Genomic DNA, 17,784 nt, shown 5'->3' with positions numbered 1-17,784 from the left:
AAACTCTTAGAGAGAAAGAGAGAAATTTGGGAGGTTTTTAAAAATGAGTAAGATTAAAATAGGCTTTTCTGCCTTATTTGCACTTATCATGTTAAGCATGTTTGCTGCCCTTGCCTCTGCTGAGGAACCATTTGTTCCTACGCCAAACAACCCAGCACCAGGCATTAATGTCGGCACAATCGATAACAATGGTAACGTAGCAACACACAGAACGCACGGTAATTTCCAGAACAACACAAACTCTTGTGCTAACTGCCACAGTACCCACAATGGGGACAGTGCAACATTATTGAAATTTGAAAAAACTGAATCTGATTTATGTTTAACTTGTCATGATGGTACATTGGGCTTTTATAATGTAGAGAAAAATTCTGGAGCTGGTGTTTTCAATAGCACACACAACAGTTCTTCTATGCACAATGTAGGTACAGTAAAAATTAGTTCAGCACCAGGTGCCCTAACACCAACCGAAGGAGAATTACAGTGTTCAAGCTGTCATAATCCACACGGATCTGTAAACGATCGTCTATTAAATACAACTGTTAACGGTAAGACATATTCTACGGCAGCGATTGATCTCGAATTAGTTGAAGACCCTGCTTATAAAGACTTTAATGCAAGTACTGGTCCTACTGGATTAAAAATTTATCAATCTAAAGGTCCTGTATTTGTAAACTCAGACCTACCAGATGTTCCACAACGTGTCTATTCTAATTTCTGTTCAACATGTCACGAAGATTACTTAAAATCAAGCGGCTCACAACGTGTTGATGGGCATTACTCACATACAACTAACAGCTATAAGTCTGGCCGTAACTGTGCAAGCTGTCACTATGCTCACGGAACAGATATTACACTTCTAAAAGATACTGCTGGTAAAACAATTGCTGATTACATGAAGCCAGTTGCCCAAGGCGGCAAAGGCTGGACACAAGCAATTGCAACAGATTATATGAAGGATATTAGTGCTGGTGGTTCAGCTCTCAAGAAATACACTAACATGGCTGTATGTTGGGCATGTCACCAATCTACGCATAAGCTGGACACACCTATTGTAGAAGGTGGAAACTACTCTGGAAAACCAACTAGATAAAATAGGTAAACCGAATAGTTTCACTATTAGTGACCAATTAAATAGAGTTTACCCTAATATCTAAATAAACAAGGCGGTAATAGTAGTTATTACTGCCTTGTTTTATGAAACTATGGTGTTACTAAATTGTCAAAAAAGTTTACTTAACTATGAAAAATAATGTTAATTCAGTTGATATAATAAATTATGAGATCTATACCTAATTTGCAAAAAGTAAAGGATGAATAGCATGAAAAGGAAGAACTACAAACGAAAGCTAATCTCATACTTTGTTATTTGGAGCGTTGTTCTTAGTTCCCTCCTTTTTAGTTCTCCTGATAACATAGTTGTATCAGCATCGGCTGTTCCTGAAATTCAGATACTTACCCCGAATGCTGGTGCAGAGTTTAATACTCCAACGGTTGAAATTAAAGGAAACATTTCGGATGATCTAACTACTGCTGATAAACTCTCAGTCAAGGTTTTTGAACAGGTGGATGCTCAACAGCCTGTTGATATTACTGGCGAAGGAATACTTACAATTAAACCACAGAATCAATATGCGGATTTCTCTTTTTCAAAAGATTTTAATGAAGGAGTTCATACCCTAACTTTTGTAGTTACTGATGAGGAGGGGGTAAGTTCTAAGGTAGAGCGGTCCTTTAGTATAGAGGCTAGTACGGTGCAAGCGGATGATAATCCAGCAACAATAGATAATGGAACAACAACGGATGATTCTCCAGCATCGGCAGGTAATGGAACAACAACGGATGATACTCCAGCGTCAACAATTACTGATACAACAACGAATCCATCACAGCCTACTACAGAAGAGAACGGCACAACAACGGGGGCCACTGATAATACTCAGCCATCTGATGAGATAGGAAAACGACCATATATGGCCAAAATGTATCTTATTCCTAAAGGTACTGAAGATCAATACGAGCCAGGAAAAGCAGCACCTAGCAGTTTTCTTCCTGCTGAAGATATGACTCGTGTTTTATTGGACTATAAAATTTTAATTGATATTCGCAGTAAGGAACCATTATCTGAATCTCAACCCTTGATAACGTTTTTTGGAGATATAACAGGAACGGAAAAGTTAATAAAAACTACAGAATTATCGAATGGTGTCAAGGCATACACATTTATCTTTACACCTGATAAACAACTTGAAACTGGTAAGACCTATTATGTTTATTTAAATCCAAAATTCTCGAATGAACGAGGTATAGAAATTATACCTAGATTCCTTAAATTTACGACAGTTAGTGAAAATTATGGAAGTTATCAATTTTCAGCGGACAAAGGAAATGTTGACAGGGATAATGATTATATCCACGGTCCATTCTCCAATGTAACGAATGCTTGTGCTTTCTGCCATAGCACCCATGAAGGTAATTCTCCAACACTTGAAGGTGGAAAATATGGGTCAGAAGGAAACAATTTGTGTATGGCCTGTCATGATGGTACGAATGGTTCTCCAAAGATTATCGATAATGATAACAATGAACATAGTAAAAATGCTAACGTTTCTTGTTCGAGCTGTCATAATCCGCATACTCCTGGAACGAAAGAAAATCCAAACAGTATGCACAGTGTTTCAGCTCCAGACAGTAATGGCAGTCACTTTAAAGCGTACAATAAAGCTAGTTCAGCAAATGGTAATGCAGATGACTTTTCTTTATGTTTGAGTTGTCATAATGGCAAAGAAGATACGACAAGTCATAAAATAGTTTCAGATATTGAAAAATATTATAAAGATCCAACACTTATTAACCAATCGGGCCACAATATTAAAGCGACTGAAGATAGCGGCAGTGAATTAAATGGTCAATTGCCATGCGCTGAATGTCATGAAACACATGGTTCCGAGAATCTTAATATGCTAAGAACAGAACTTGGTAATATTAATATCAAGGATGACTCAAAAAAATTCATCTCAACAGGTAAAGACTGGAATGTGGCGAATGAACGAAATTTCTGCTTGAAGTGTCATAATCAATCTACAAAAATGTATGGTAAAACAGCGCAGTTTAAAGAAAAGGACGACACTGATCAACCTATTATTGGACATCGACTTCTTGAAGATAAAGACGAAAGTTGTTCCTCCTGTCATGGTGGTCAATCGAAGTCGTTTATTGAAGCAGCCCATTCACCTGGTAAAATAACGAAATAAAGAAACGAGCGGGGTTAATGAACTCCGCTCGTTTCTTTATGTTACTTTATACCCTTCATCCACTCATTTAGCCCACCAATTCTCGTCCACAAATGCAAATGCATGTCCGCATAGACAATCGCTTCGTTTTCGTCGCCAAAGCCGAAATAGTCTGGTGGATAGGCGGGCAGGCGTTTTTTGCCTGTTAAGTAGGTTATCACATGCTTGTTTAATTTTTTTGCTTCTTTTAGCAGTTTCAAGGCCTTCGCTGTGAAGCCTTTTTTAAGAATCTCGAGCAGCAACTGGTTGTATGAAGCTTGGGCTGACTCCTCTTCATATTGTTTGAGCAAGTCTTCCGCTTTCTTATAGTCGCCTGCATCGATGTAGGCCACAAACAACGAGTAACGCACGCCTTGGTTATCCATTGGATTTAGCTCCAGCAATTCTTCATATTGATGGATGGCTTCCGTTTTTTCTCCAATCAGAGATAAGGCCTCGGCGTAATGAAGTTTCGCCCGCATGAACGGTCTAGTTTCTATTAATCCCCAGAAATAGCCTTTGTTTTCCTCGAAAAAGGCTTTGCCAAGTTCTCTAATCCCCGCCTGGATACCTTTTTCATAGAGCAGGATGGCTTCCTCAAGGCTTTTTGTCTTTTCAGCAAGGATAACGTAAGCATCCGAGCAATTAGGGTTCAGCTTGACGGCTTCTTCTGCGAGCTTGTAACGCTGCTGACCGTCCGATTGATAGGCGTCGTAGATTAAATTTCTTGCGCGTTCTTCATCCCGTCTTGATACTTTTCGATCAGAGCTCTTTACTTTTTTAGTTGGTGTTTCGACAGCTGTAAGTGTTTGTACGTTTGAATCCTGCAAGACCTCAGGATTCCGGGTTTCTACAGCTGCTGGAGCTCCTCTTCTAGGAAACTCAATAACAGGTGCCATCTCAGAAGGCGGCGAGACCTGTTCCTCATCAAACCCATAAACCATTCCAATCAACTCAGCAATTTCCTGATGTAAGACCGTTTCCAACTCCGTAAATATTGAAGAAACGGAACCTGTTGAAACTCCATACTGCTTGGCGAGCTCTTTTTGCGTATACGTCTTTTCTAGCGGTGCAATCGTTGACACTAAATAATGGAGGGCGGCCACATAAAGTTTTGGATTTTGGATTCGCTTTTGCTTTTTCTGGCAAAAACTCAGCCAAAGAATTACACCTGTGTCGACAATGGGAGCTGGTACATTGTGTGATTCCATTGTTTGCTTAAAGGTATCGGCAACTTCTTTATAGATGGGGGCTGGCCAATCCATCTCATCAATGTCCAATAGATTGCCGACCATCGGAAGTTCACTTAAGACCTCCAAGAAGAAGTCAGTCAAATATTCCTGTGCTGAATCGTAATCTGACTCTAAACTGCTAGCCTCAATATAGGTAAAGGCATCCTCGGGTTTAAGGTCAGGTAAATCAAAAGGGGAGGGAAAGAAGACATAATTTTGCTCATATGGAACCAGGATTCCAACGAAGAAAGAACCCTCTTCTACTGTAATAGGGACATTTGCAATAATTGCTTCCAATTCTTCAGAGGTAAACCCGTCTGCGACTGTGATTTTATTGTTTTCAACGGCAAGTACTTTCCCCGCAATCGTTCTTGCTTCCGTCCATGTTTGTAAAATCTTTCTTAGTTTAGGTCGTTTAATTTTCCCTGCTTCCGCAGCAATAAATTTCTCGATAATCGTTTCTCCATCATCTAATCCTTCAAAAAGAATAAACCAGATTGCATGAATAAATTCATAAAATTCCCGTTCTTGATCCGAATCGATTTGAATGATTTCATCCAGGTCTTCGAAATCTTCTTGTATTTCTTGCCCAAAGTGATAGAAAGCAAAATGAAGGATATGCTTTTGCAGGCCGTCGATTTCACTATCAATCAAATTGGTGATGGATACAGCCTCATTTGCCCCACAGCACTTTTTATACTTTTTCCCACTTCCGCATGGACAAGGACCATTCCGGTTTATTTTCTCCAACTCGTTCATCCCCTTTTAAGACCAATCTTTTATATTCGAAATATTCTTGTATGTATAAATTAACTTTTTAAAAAGTTGTTCATCCACTTTACTCTTAGTTAATAGTACCATTTTTGACAGATAAAAATGTAAAGATACTCATGAAATTTGCTTGAACTATCTATTGGATGATACTATTGGAAACCTGTTAATTATTTCCTTTGTGAACATATGTTGTGCTTTTTTCGGCCAATCTTTGAAATTTATAAGGTAATCAAGATATAATGGTTAAGGAACTGGCCATTGATTTCGGAATAAAATATAATACACGACATATTTTTAATTTTTATAGAGGTGAAGATAATGGAATTAGCAGAAATTCGTAATGATCTTGAAAAAACAGCTAAGAAATTAGCGGACTTTAGGGGGTCTCTTTGACCTCGAAAATAAGGAAGCAAGAATTGCTGAACTAGACGATGAGATGCTGCATCCCGATTTTTGGAATGATCAGCAAGCCGCTCAGACCGTCATTAGTGAAGCAAATGGCCTGAAGGATCAGGTCAATGAATTTTATGAACTGAACGAGAGCTTTGAAAATCTGGAATTAACCTATGAGCTTGTAAAAGAAGAAAATGACGACGAATTGCGTGCGGAGCTGGAGGAAGAGCTTCAACAGTTAACAGGGCGCTTGAGCCAATATGAGCTGCAGCTTCTCTTGAGTGAGGAGTACGACAAAAATAATGCAATTTTGGAGCTTCACCCAGGTGCCGGCGGAACGGAATCACAGGACTGGGGCTCGATGCTTTTGCGGATGTATACTCGCTGGGCTGAGAAAAAGGGCTTTAAGGTCGAAACGCTCGATTATCTGCCTGGTGATGAAGCAGGGATTAAGAGTGTGACGCTTGCAATCAAAGGGCATAATGCCTATGGTTACCTGAAGGCCGAAAAAGGGGTGCACCGCTTGGTCAGGATTTCTCCCTTTGATTCCTCAGGCCGCCGCCATACTTCGTTTGTTTCCTGTGAAGTCATACCTGAACTCAATGATGACATTCAAATAGAAGTTCGGACAGAGGATTTAAAAATTGATACCTACCGTGCGACCGGTGCGGGCGGGCAGCATATTAACACCACCGATTCAGCCATCCGGATTACCCACCTCCCAACCGGCGTGGTGGTCACATGCCAAGCGGAACGTTCGCAAATTAAAAACCGCGAGGCAGCGCTGAAAATGCTAAAATCCAAGCTGTATCAACTGGAAATTGAACGGAAAGAACAAGAGCTACTGGAAATTCGCGGCGAACAAAAAGAAATTGGCTGGGGCAGTCAAATCCGTTCGTACGTCTTCCATCCCTATTCGATGGTAAAAGACCACAGGACCAGTGCAGAAAGCGGCAATGTTCAAGCGGTAATGGACGGCGATTTGGATCAGTTTATTGATGCTTATCTAAGGTCAAGGATTTCCTAACCGTGACATTTTTGAAAAAATAAAATAGTTGTTTAAAGCCTTTGTCGACCTTTTCGGCAAAGGCTTTTCTATTGGGATTTTTTTTGCCGATCATGGTGGGATTGTGTGATCGTAACTTTGGGGTTGAGAAGATTTATCAAAAATTCGGAGCTACACTTCTGCAGAGAGCATTTCGAACGTTTTATCATGATGTTCTAATTTGTTATCGATGTGTCTGAAATAACTTCTAAATTATGTTGCATTATTTTTAACCGTTTCTTCGAGTGAGTGAATACTTGCATCGATATTATCTAGGCGTTGGTTTACACCAATGAATTGTTCATCCATGGAATCGAGTCGAAGGTCAATTTTATCAAACCGCTGATCCATATTATTAAGTCGAGTTTCAATTTTATCAAACCGCTGATCCATATTATTAAGTCGAGTTTCAATTTTATCAAATCGCTGATCCATATTATTAAGTCGTGTTTCAATTTTATCAAATCGGTCTTCCACGGCATCAAACCGCTTGTCAATTGCAGTAAAGCGCTGATCAATTTTATCAAACTGCTGATCAATTTTATCAAACTGCTGATTCATTTGATCAAACTGTTGATTCATTTGATCAAACTGTTGATTCATTTGATCAAACTGTTGATTCATTTGATCCATCATTTGTCTTAACAACTGCTCCATATTGCTCACCTCCCTATTCAACATATTATAACATTTATTGATAATTTTTTAGCAAAATAATGATAACATCCAAATAAGAAAATTCCTTATGAAGATCCCGTTATTAACAATAGCTAATAAAAATTTTAACCCTTTAACACGTCAATTTACTGCCATTTACACCAAAATTTGCCCATGCTATACTCACTTTCGGTTAGAAGAATGAATGTTGAGGAGAATGGCTTTTATGAATATATTAAGTAATCTTACACAATCCTATCCTAAAATGAGAATCGCGATAGATTATCTACTTGTACTGATTGGTGCGGCGATTATTGGTCTGACGTTTAACGTGTTTTTACTGCCAAATCAAGTGGCTTCAGGAGGAGTCAGCGGTATCAGTACGATTACAAAAACGGTGTTGGGCTGGGAACCGGCTTATGTGCAGTGGGCCTTTAATATCCCCTTGTTTATTGCTGGTGTGCTGTTTTTAGGAAAGCAATTTGGCGTCAAAACACTTGCGGGCACTATTTTTTTACCATTCATTGTTTTTTTAACAAAAAATTTAGAGCCTTGGACAAATGATGCGCTGCTCGGAGCTTTGTTCGGGGGGATTGGTGTAGGGCTTGGTCTGGGCATTGTTTTTAGGGGGAGGGCATCAACGGGCGGAACCGACCTTGCTGCACAGATCATTAATAAATATACAGGCTTTAGTCTCGGCCGATGCGTTGTTATGATCGATGGATTAATCGTGCTTGCTGCTGCGATTGTGTTTGATATTGAAAAGGGTTTGTATGCATTGATTGCCCTTTATGTAACAAGCAAAACGATTGACCTGATTCAGGTTGGCTTCGGCCGGTCAAAGATGGCGATGATTATTACGGATAAACAAGAAGAAGTTCGTGCAGGAATTTTGAATAAAATTGACCGTGGTGTGACAAAACTATCAGCATATGGTGGTTTTACTGACCATGAACGGCCAGTTCTAATGTGCGTTGTTGATCAGTCAGAGTTCACAAAATTGAAACAATTGGTTAAAGCCCTTGACCCAACTGCATTTGTGGTCGTTATGGATGCGGCCGAAGTGTTAGGCGAGGGTTTCAAACGAGCGTAGGATTGGTATAATAATGCATTGATGGTATTAATTTCTGAAAGGGGTAATCAGGTGAAAAAGAAATGGCTTACATTGTTAATGGGAACTGCGTTAGTTATGGGACTAGCTGCCTGCGGAGGCGGAAATAAGGACACCTCTAAGGACACAACCAAGAACACAGGAACGGAAACAGCTAGCAGTGATGCAGCTGCTAAGATTTTCGATCAAAAATGCTCTGGCTGTCATGGCGGTGATCTAACAGGTGGGATGGGACCAAACCTTACAAAGGTTGGCTCAAAGTACTCTAAGGACGACATCTTAGGTATTCTTAAAAATGGTAAAGGTCAAATGCCTGCAAACGTAGTGACCGGCGATGATGCTAACACAATCGCTGAATGGCTAGCAGCTAAAAAATAAGAGTATAGTTTCAAAAACGTTCTGTTTGATAAAAACAGAGCGTTTTTTTATTTACCTATTTTAGCAGCCTAGCGGAGATATCTGAGACCAGTTTGGCGGAATAAATCGGGGAGTTGGCGGAATCCCGGACAGGTTTGGCGGAATAAATACGAAATTCGGCGGAATCCAAGACCAGTTTGGCGGAATAAATCAAAAAGTTGGCGGAATCTGACCCCACCCCACCGACCCATCCCCCAAAACACCCCAACCCCAACCCTCAAACCATTCCCAAAAAACCAAAAACACAACTAACGATGTCGAACTATGTCATAATATGTAATTCTTTGAAAAGAAACTGTAATATATTTACCGCTTTTTTTAGCGATTTATGATGTTATAATAGGACTATGCGAAATTATGCACATATTTTTTGTAATCCTAGTCCATTTTGCAAATAAATAAAGATTATTGTCGAATTCACAGTTCGTTATGTCTTTAAATAAAAGGTGATAAAAATGATAGAACTACAAGATGTTTATAAAAAGTACCCGAATGGGGTTTCCGCTATTAATGGGATAGACGTCCGGATTAACCAGGGCGAATTTGTTTTTGTCGTCGGACCAAGTGGGGCCGGAAAATCGACATTCATTAAAATGATGTATCGTGAGGAAGTTCCAACTTCAGGGACCATCACCATGAATGGTGTAAACCTCGCAAAACTAAAAATGAAAAAGGTACCAATTTTCCGACGGAATCTTGGCGTCGTCTTTCAAGACTTTAAGCTGCTTCCGAGATTAACTGTCTATGAAAATGTGGCCTTTGCCCTAGAAGTGATTGAGGCACAGCCGAAGGTCATAAAGAAACGGGTAATGGAAGTTCTTGAACTCGTTAATTTAAAGCATAAGATAAAAATGCTGCCAACCGAGCTTTCCGGCGGGGAGCAACAGCGTGTTTCGATTGCCCGCTCGATCGTCAATTCTCCTAAAGTGGTTATTGCGGATGAGCCGACTGGAAATCTTGACCCAGAAACGTCATGGGAAATTATGAGAATTTTTGAAGAAATTAATGCAAGAGGAACCACCATTGTAATGGCAACCCATAACCGGGAAATTGTTAATACGATGAAGCATCGTGTTATTGCCATAGAAGGTGGAAAAATAGTACGTGATGATGAAAGAGGTGAATACGGTTATGAAAATTAGAACCATTGGCCGTCACGCTCGAGATAGTTTTAAGAATATCAGCAGAAATGGCTGGATGACGTTTGCATCAGTTAGTGCCGTAACTGTTACCCTGATTTTAGTTGGTGTCTTTTTTGTTATTATGATGAATCTTAATAGAGTCGCACAAACGATTGAAGATGATGTCCAAATTCGCGTTCACATCGATGTGGCAGCTACACCACAAGATCAGCAATCCTTAAAAAGTGAGATTGAACGAATTCCTGAAGTGAAAAATGTTACCTTCTCCTCAAAAAAGGACGAGCTAGATAATTTAGTTAGTAGTCTTGGTGAGGAAGGGAAATCTTTTAAACTCTTTGAACAAGATAATCCCTTAAACGATGTATTTATCGTTAAAACAAAAAATCCAACAGATACGATGAAAGTCGCGAAACAAATTGAAAAATCTACTTATGTTGCCAAGGTAAAGTATGGCCAAGGCAAGGTTGAAAAATTATTTAAGTTTATTAAAGCAAGCCGCAACGTTGGAGTTGTTTTAATCATTGGATTATTCTTTACAGCGATTTTCCTAATTTCCAATACCATAAAAATTACGATTATTGCACGTCGAAGAGAAATTAAGATTATGAGATTAGTAGGTGCAACGAATACGTTTATTCGCTGGCCATTCTTTTTGGAAGGATTATGGCTTGGTTTCCTAGGGTCGATTCTGCCTATTATTCTGATTTCGATTGCCTACTACCGTGCCTATGATTATGTTACCCCATATCTAGAAGGTACATTTATCAAAATCCTGCCGTTTGATCCGTTTGTCTATCAGGTTTCTGGCATTTTGATTTTAATGGGCGCATTAATTGGCGTTTGGGGCAGCTTGATGTCCGTAAGAAAATTCTTAAAGGTGTAATCCAAAAGCGAAAGATCCCGTTTAATGTCAGGAAGGGCTATTGTCATGTCCTTCCTGTTTTATTTTGACCGATCAAATTACTAGAATAGATCAAAAGTTTCGTACACAACAACATTCGTTCACACAAAGCTAACGAACGATTTTACCTGTACATAGAGAGAATGGGAGGAGAAATCGGAAAATGAAAAAAACAGTAATAACAGTTGCCGTTGCACTGACGGTTGGGCTAGGAACAACATTTGGCGGTGTCACAATTAAAACAGAGGCTGAATCGATTTCCAGTTTGAAAGGTGAACAAAGTAAAATTCACGACAAACGTTCCAATTTAAAAGAGGACATTAATCAAGCAAACGGTCTGATAAATTCATTAAAAAATCAGCAGGCGGGCGTACAGAGCGAAATAAAACGCATTGACTTTGCGATTGAAGATACAACCACGAAAATAAATGATAAAACGGAAAAGGTAAAAGATACAAAAGCAGAGGTTACAAAACTCCAAGCGGAAACCAAGGTTATCAAAGAGCGCATTAATAAGCGAAACGTACTCTTAAAAGACCGGGCCCGCAGTTATCAGGAAAATGGCGGCATGGTCAATTATTTAGATGTGCTAATAGGATCAACGAGCTTTAATGATTTTATTGACAGGGCCAATGCGGTTGCAACGATCGTGCAGGCGGACCAAGATATTATTAAGCAGCATGAGGCCGATAAAAATGAGCTTGCGATGAAACAAGCCAAAGTAGAAAAAGATCTTTCTAATCTCCAGAAAATGCTAGCAGATTTAAAAAATATGAATCAGCAATTAAGTTCACAAAAGAAGGAAAAAGATAAACTTTTAGCAAGCTTAAAAGATAAAGAAGAAGAAGTCCATGAGGGTATGATGGATATGCAAGAGGAGGAGCAGATTCTTGCCGGTCAAGAAGCGGCGATTCAAAAGGCCATTCAAATGGAGAAAGAGGCTCAAGCTAGAGCAGCTGCAGAGGCGAAAAGAAATACGTCATCAAACAGTAGTAATAGCGGTTCTAACAATAATTCTGCTCCTCGTTCGGATGCAACACCAAACGTTTCAAGTGGGTATTGGACCCAGCCTACGACTGGATATCGTAGCTCTGGTTTTGGCGGCCGTGGGGATGGAAATCACTACGGAGTTGACATTGCCAACGGGATCAAGGTGCCAATTGTTGCTGCGGCAGATGGGGTCGTCAATAGATCCTATTATTCTAGTAGTTATGGAAACTGTATTTTTGTTTCTCACTCGATTAATGGAAAAGTGTACACAACTATCTATGCCCATATGACCGCACGTTATGTCGGCAGTGGAGCTACTGTGAAAAAGGGTCAAAAGATTGGTCTTATGGGGAATACCGGAGCCTCAAGAGGGCAGCATTTACATTTTGAACTTCATAAGGGTCCATGGACACCGGATAAGCGTTATGCCATTAATCCAGTCGGGATCGTACCACTACCATAAAAATGGGAGAAGCTTTTTGCTTCTTCCATTTTTTTATCGAATAAAAAAGTATAAAACTTTGAACTTAGATAATTGTCTAGCTCCAGCGCCCAGCGGCTAGTGTACTTCGCCCTTTTCCCTACGATAAGTCAAGCACGGATGCGCTAACGCTCTCCGTGTTTCCTTTATCTCAGTCAAAGTGCTCCACAAGGAACGCTTCGTCAGCATATGCATCGCACGAAGAAAAAGCGTTAGCTTTTTCGAGGAGTCCATACGCCGCTGAACGGGCGCTTCCGCTTTTCTTATCATAACTCGTCCACTTCGAACATATATGTTAATAATCGGGGAGGTATTTGGATCCTTTTTATGTAAATAGATAGGACAGGCATTTTTTAACTAAGGAGGTTGCAACTGCTTAACATTATCTAGTAGAAACTACAAAATCTACCAAATATAAGCGACTAACTTCTTGCTTTACTTCCAGTAAAACCCTTTAATTAATATAGAACATTTGTTCTTAAGGGGTTGATGGAATGAAGGTAACGAAAATTTGCCTTATTGATGATGAGAATGCCGAAGAACTTGAAAAACTAAATCGATTAATGGCTATTTTTTGTGCTGCATGGCGGTATTCCTTTAATCGCCTATTAGAGGGTGAACAGTCAGGTAGATTAATTAAATCGGTAAGTGCCCTCTTTCATTTGAACAAAAGATATGCTGAAGATGCCGTGATGCAAGCCCAAGCCATCATTTCAAGTCAAAAAGAACTTCTCCCCTTAAGAATCGAAGGCATACAAGGAAAAATTAAAAAAACCTGCAAGAAAATAGAAGATTATCAGTCAGGTAGGAAAAGACCGAAAAAAGTCCCACTTGAGATCTGTTTAAAAGGGTTGAGTGCCCGCTTAGAAAAGCTTCAAATAAAGAAATCTATTTTATTAAAACAACAGAATGATCAGACGATTCCGACCGTCATCTTTGGTGGAAAAAGGAACTTTTATGAGCGATTGAAAGGCAACATTTCGAGAGATGAATGGAGGGATTTACGTTCGAATACTCTTTATTCTCGTGGTGACAAGTCTAAAAAGGGGAATTTGAATACCCGAATCGTATTCGATGATGAGGAGCAGCAATTTTATCTGGAAGTGGCAAATCCACTGCAAGTTGAGGGGCGAAAAAAAAGTCCAAGATTACGATTAAAACTTCTAATTCCGGACAAATTTTTCAATGAAATAGTCGAGATCGTGTTCCCCAATGAAGTTGGTGTTACCTCAAAGAAAAAAACTCTCGAGGAATATAGCCCCTATTCTATTGAGTTAAAGCGGAAAAATAATAAGGTCTATGTACATATCACTTACGGTGAGGTTGTACATGGTTCAATACGGAATGGGAATGAAATTATTCTGTCTGATCTAGTGGCGGGGATTGATGTGAATATTGATCGAATAGCGGTGTCTATTTTAACGAAACAGGGAAATTTACTAGAATCCAAAACCTTTTATTGTCATGAAATGGAATATGTAAAAAGCAACCGCCGATCCAATATTTCAGGAGAAATCGCTAAAGACATCATTCAGTATCTCTTGAATTGGAACGTGGGAGCTATGGTCATAGAAGATATCACATTAAAACAAGATCATGACACAAATAAACGATTCAATCGCCTTGTCCATTCGTTTGCAAAAACAAAGATACAAAAATCCATCATCTCAAGAGGAATTAAATTCGGGTTTAAAATAAAAAAAGTTAACCCGGCTTACACATCTGTCATTGGACGGTTTAAATATAGTAAAAAATATGGCTTATCCGTTCATGAAGCGGCTGCTTTTGTTATTGGAAGAAGAGGTCTTGGTTTTGATGAAAGAATACCGCAAGAAATCCTAAACCAGGTCCGTACACTAGTAAAGCCAAAACTGATTTCCATTCTTGGGTCAATGGAAGAATCCGAGAAAAGGTCAAAAAACGGCAAGCATAGACGGAAGTATATGGGGATGTTGTTAAGAAATATAGAAACATTCAAAGAAAACCATAGTTGGAAGCTATGGAACGTGATCCATCAAACATTAATAATAAAGAACCAGGAATTACAATTTAAGGAGGTGAAGTCCTGGTACTAAAATCCAATCTTTGCGGCAGGCTGACCAATGGAAGGAATGGTCTGTTGCAAAACGCCGGCTCTAACAGAGCACCGCGGGGTGTCTTGAACAAATAGGTTCATGACAAGGGTTCAATTCCTTTCCTGATGGAATGACGTGAGAATCGTCACGGTATGTCTCTTTTCTTGGTTCGGAGACGAAGGGTAGATTTTTATAGATTTTAGTAACCAGGACCTGAGATGAATCGTAGATGGATTGCCCTGTTGATGACGGGTTCGCTTTTGACAGGAGCGGGGGGCACCTATGCAGGAATGCAGTTAATGGATAAAAAGGATGGAAACAAGAAACTTGAACTCATGCAATCTGCGAAAGAAGAAAATACAGCACATCTTGAAAAAGTAGAGCAGGCCTATGATCTTATTTTAAGCAGGTATGTAGAAAAAGTGGATGATAAAAAGTTGGTAGAAGGCGCAATCCAAGGAATGCTTTCCGTTTTAAAGGATCCCTATTCGGTCTATATGGATAAGGAAACCGCTCAACAATTTACCCAGACCCTGCAATCGTCGTTTGAAGGGATTGGAGCCGAAGTAGGAATGGTTGATGGGAAAATAGTTATCGTTTCACCATTCAAAAATTCCCCAGCTGAAAAAGCAGGCATCAAGCCGAATGATCAAATTTTAAAGGTAAATGGAAAAAGTATAGAGGGGCTAGACTTGAATAAAGCCACGCTAAAAATTCGCGGCAAAAAAGGGACAAAGGTGGAGTTATTAATTGCAAGAAAAGGCTTAAGAGACCCATTAGCGATTGATGTCACACGGGATGAAATTCCACTGGAGACAGTCCATGCTCAGGTGAAGAAGCAGGATGGCAAAAATATTGGTTATATTGAACTAACCTCGTTCTCAGAAGATACGGCAGCTGATTTTGAAAAGGAATTAACTGCGTTAGAAAACGATGATATTAAAGGGTTAATTATTGATGTACGTGGAAACCCTGGCGGTCTTTTAGATAGTGTGGGTGAAATATTAAAAGAATTTGTTCCAAAGGATAAACCATACGTTCAAATTGAGCAGCGGAACGGTAAGAAAAAACGTTATTTCTCATCGTTATCCGAGAAAAAGGATTATCCCGTGCTTGTGCTGGTCAACAAAGGCAGTGCCTCCGCATCGGAAATTCTTGCGGGCTCCCTGCAAGAGGCGGTTGGTTACAAGCTTGTTGGTGAAACCACGTTTGGAAAAGGCACGGTTCAGCAAGCTGTACCAATGGGGGATGGCAGCAATATCAAGCTAACTTTATTTAAATGGCTCACTCCAGATGGAAATTGGATCCACAAAAAAGGAATCCAGCCAGATGTGGCCGTCAAACAACCAGCCATCTTTGCCACCCATCCGATTCAAGTCGAAAAGCCTCTGGAAGAGGATATGAACAATGAGCAGGTTAAGAATGTGCAAGAAGTACTAGCTGGTTTAGGATTTGCTCCAGGCCGAACGGACGGATACTTCAGTAAGGAAACGACAATGGCCGTAAAGGGCTTCCAACTCCATGTGAACATGGAACCATCAGGAAAAGTTGGCCCCAAAACAGCGGCCAAACTAGAAGAAGCAGCAATTGCTGAAATGAAAAAGGAGAAAAACGACCTTCAGCTGCAAACGGCATTGAGGTTAATTACGAAAGATTAAAACAGGGGCATCATGCCTCTGTTTTTCTTCTCGTTTCTTGAAATGTTTCAACATTTTTACCCTTTTCTAAAAACTAGCAATATGTTTTATGGTTCCAATTTGGTAAAATACTCTTTAGGAGACTTTTCCATAATAGATTACTAGAAATTTTGATAGAGGCAGGTGGCAGGAATTGGTGCAAATATGGCTTGTAGAACTTCTAAAAGGGACAGGCAAGTTATTTCTTCATCCTGTTTTATACTATCTTGTTTTCCTAACAGCGATTTTGGGCGTTACAAGAGTGAAACGCGAGCGAAAAAACTTTCATATTCGAGCACATGATGCTTACTATGAACTTCGCCAGTTATTTCCGCAAGGAATACTAATTGGACTGGTTTTTTCTATTATTATTATTGCTGCAGGAATCGCAGTTCCGTTTGCGACGATTCTACTTATTGCTCTATTTACGGTTTTATGGTCATTGACCACAAATGTACGATGGATTTCACCCGCATATACGATTGGGGCCGCTTTTTTCACAATGATCTTGATTGCTGAAAATAATTGGTCGATCCCACTGTTTTCAAAATCGCTTCAGTCATTAGGTGATAAGATTTATCCTTCGGTGGTGGTTATGCTTGGATTTATGTTAATAGCAGAAGGAACGCTAATTTTAAAAAATGGCAGCAAAGGAACCTCACCTAAACTGGCTAAAAGCAAACGTGGTCAAAACATTGGATTGCATGAAGGAAGGCGCCTTTGGATGGTTCCGTTGTTCCTTCTTATTCCAGGAAATGCGCTGCAGCTTCCATTTGACTGGTGGCCGGTATTTCATTTGGGCTCAAAAGAGTATTCATTGATTCTCGTGCCATTTGCGATTGGATTTCATCAGCAAATCAAAGGAATGCTGCCTAAAGTCGCTATTCAGCTTCATGGACGCAAGGTCATCACCCTTGGCGTATTCGTGTCACTTCTTGCTATTGCAGGCTATTGGTTCCCGCTTAGTTCGGTTGTGGTAGCTGCACTGGCGATTCTAGGCCGTGAAATGATTTCATTAATGGCAACGATAAAAGACGATAATCTTCCATTTTATTTTTCAAAAAAGAATCAGGGTCTGATGATTATTGGAGTGATTCCCGAATCACCGGCAAGTAAAATGGGTCTGCAGGTCGGTGAGATTGTTTCAAAAGTGAATGGCGTGTTGGTTCGTGACGAAAAGGTGTTTTACGAAGCACTTCAAAAAAACCGTGCCCACTGCAAGCTCGAGGTTCTCGATACCAATGGAGAAATCCGCTTCGTCCAACGTGCTCTTTACGAAGGAGACCACCACGAACTAGGCATTCTTTTTGTCCAGGATGACCGCAAATACGATGAGAAAATAGGATAACCTTGGTGCCTGACACCATCAAAAAAACCACTCAGAAAAAAATTTGCTGAGTGGTTTTTTATTATCCATCTTGGGCAATCTAATTATGTAAAAAATAAAAGATTATTTCGTTGACAAAATGCTTTTAATATTATAAGATTACTTTGAATTAAAGATATATAAATTTATAATATTTTAATTCAAGACTAATTCGTAATATTGTGTAGGAGAAAATCCTGCCAAAATGTGTTTTGTTAATTCATGAACACTACGTAACTTTTTTAGATAAAA

14 protein-coding genes are annotated in these 17,784 nt (G+C 39.7%); 11 read left to right on the top strand and 3 right to left on the bottom strand.

Annotated features, from left to right (window positions below):
- Positions 1-6: 6 nt before the first annotated feature.
- Positions 7-270, bottom strand: a complete 264-nt coding sequence (locus tag BDR01S_RS26275; RefSeq protein WP_235846555.1) for a hypothetical protein — start codon at positions 268-270, stop codon at positions 7-9.
- A gap of 142 nt (positions 271-412) precedes the next feature.
- On the opposite strand from BDR01S_RS26275, the gene BDR01S_RS26270 reads away from it, so the two are divergent.
- Together BDR01S_RS26270 and BDR01S_RS12585 are read left to right on the top strand one after the other, a co-directional pair.
- Positions 413-1,093, top strand: a complete 681-nt coding sequence (locus BDR01S_RS26270; protein ID WP_235846554.1) for a cytochrome c3 family protein — start codon at positions 413-415, stop codon at positions 1,091-1,093.
- A gap of 229 nt (positions 1,094-1,322) precedes the next feature.
- On the top strand, positions 1,323-3,254 hold the full coding sequence (locus BDR01S_RS12585; RefSeq protein WP_066258869.1) for a cytochrome c3 family protein: 1,932 nt from the start codon (positions 1,323-1,325) through the stop codon (positions 3,252-3,254).
- 41 nt (positions 3,255-3,295) lie between these two features.
- On the opposite strand, the gene BDR01S_RS24890 is transcribed toward BDR01S_RS12585, so the two are convergent.
- Positions 3,296-5,254 (bottom strand): SEC-C metal-binding domain-containing protein, encoded by a 1,959-nt coding sequence (locus BDR01S_RS24890; RefSeq protein WP_169801437.1) that lies wholly within the window; start codon positions 5,252-5,254, stop codon positions 3,296-3,298.
- A 342-nt stretch (positions 5,255-5,596) separates the two neighbouring features.
- Here BDR01S_RS24890 and prfB point away from each other — a divergent pair.
- Positions 5,597-6,698, top strand: a protein-coding gene (gene prfB / locus BDR01S_RS12575; protein WP_157406160.1) for a peptide chain release factor 2 whose coding sequence is annotated in 2 segments (ribosomal slippage) — positions 5,597-5,668 and positions 5,670-6,698 — 1,101 coding nt in all. Because the reading frame shifts where the segments join, the coding sequence is not laid out codon by codon here.
- Positions 6,699-6,929: 231 nt separating this feature from the next.
- On the opposite strand, the gene BDR01S_RS12570 is transcribed toward prfB, so the two are convergent.
- Positions 6,930-7,373: a hypothetical protein gene (locus BDR01S_RS12570; RefSeq protein ID WP_066258863.1), complete on the bottom strand. Its 444-nt coding sequence runs from the start codon at positions 7,371-7,373 to the stop codon at positions 6,930-6,932.
- Positions 7,374-7,638: 265 nt separating this feature from the next.
- Here BDR01S_RS12570 and BDR01S_RS12565 point away from each other — a divergent pair, with 265 nt between their 5' ends.
- The 8 genes from BDR01S_RS12565 (at position 7,639) to BDR01S_RS12530 (ending at position 17,514) form a co-directional block, all read left to right on the top strand.
- On the top strand, positions 7,639-8,466 hold the full coding sequence (locus BDR01S_RS12565) for a YitT family protein (RefSeq protein WP_374725404.1): 828 nt from the start codon (positions 7,639-7,641) through the stop codon (positions 8,464-8,466).
- A 51-nt stretch (positions 8,467-8,517) separates the two neighbouring features.
- Positions 8,518-8,862 carry a cytochrome c551 gene (cccB, locus tag BDR01S_RS12560; RefSeq protein ID WP_066258860.1) on the top strand — a complete coding sequence of 115 codons (345 nt, stop codon included), beginning with the start codon at positions 8,518-8,520 and terminating at the stop codon, positions 8,860-8,862.
- A gap of 494 nt (positions 8,863-9,356) precedes the next feature.
- Positions 9,357-10,043 carry a cell division ATP-binding protein FtsE gene (gene ftsE, locus BDR01S_RS12555; RefSeq protein WP_066258858.1) on the top strand — a complete coding sequence of 229 codons (687 nt, stop codon included), beginning with the start codon at positions 9,357-9,359 and terminating at the stop codon, positions 10,041-10,043.
- Positions 10,033-10,926, top strand: a complete 894-nt coding sequence (gene ftsX, locus BDR01S_RS12550; RefSeq protein WP_066258856.1) for a permease-like cell division protein FtsX — start codon at positions 10,033-10,035, stop codon at positions 10,924-10,926. Before ftsE ends, ftsX begins: the two co-directional genes overlap by 11 nt.
- Before the next feature lie 181 nt (positions 10,927-11,107).
- Positions 11,108-12,397, top strand: a complete 1,290-nt coding sequence (locus BDR01S_RS12545; protein ID WP_066258854.1) for a murein hydrolase activator EnvC family protein — start codon at positions 11,108-11,110, stop codon at positions 12,395-12,397.
- A 512-nt stretch (positions 12,398-12,909) separates the two neighbouring features.
- Positions 12,910-14,490 (top strand): SSO2105 N-terminal domain-containing protein, encoded by a 1,581-nt coding sequence (locus tag BDR01S_RS12540; protein WP_066258852.1) that lies wholly within the window; start codon positions 12,910-12,912, stop codon positions 14,488-14,490.
- A 218-nt stretch (positions 14,491-14,708) separates the two neighbouring features.
- Positions 14,709-16,148, top strand: coding sequence for a S41 family peptidase (locus BDR01S_RS12535; protein ID WP_066258851.1), 1,440 nt, complete (start codon positions 14,709-14,711; stop codon positions 16,146-16,148).
- A gap of 172 nt (positions 16,149-16,320) precedes the next feature.
- On the top strand, positions 16,321-17,514 hold the full coding sequence (locus BDR01S_RS12530; protein ID WP_066258850.1) for a PDZ domain-containing protein: 1,194 nt from the start codon (positions 16,321-16,323) through the stop codon (positions 17,512-17,514).
- The last annotated feature ends 270 nt before the right edge of the window (positions 17,515-17,784 follow it).

The organism is Neobacillus drentensis NBRC 102427 (assembly GCF_001591445.1).
In the GTDB taxonomy this organism is placed as follows: domain Bacteria; phylum Bacillota; class Bacilli; order Bacillales; family Cytobacillaceae; genus Neobacillus; species Neobacillus drentensis.
Note: the sequence above shows the minus strand (reverse complement) of the source record. Positions and strands in the feature narration are given on the sequence as shown.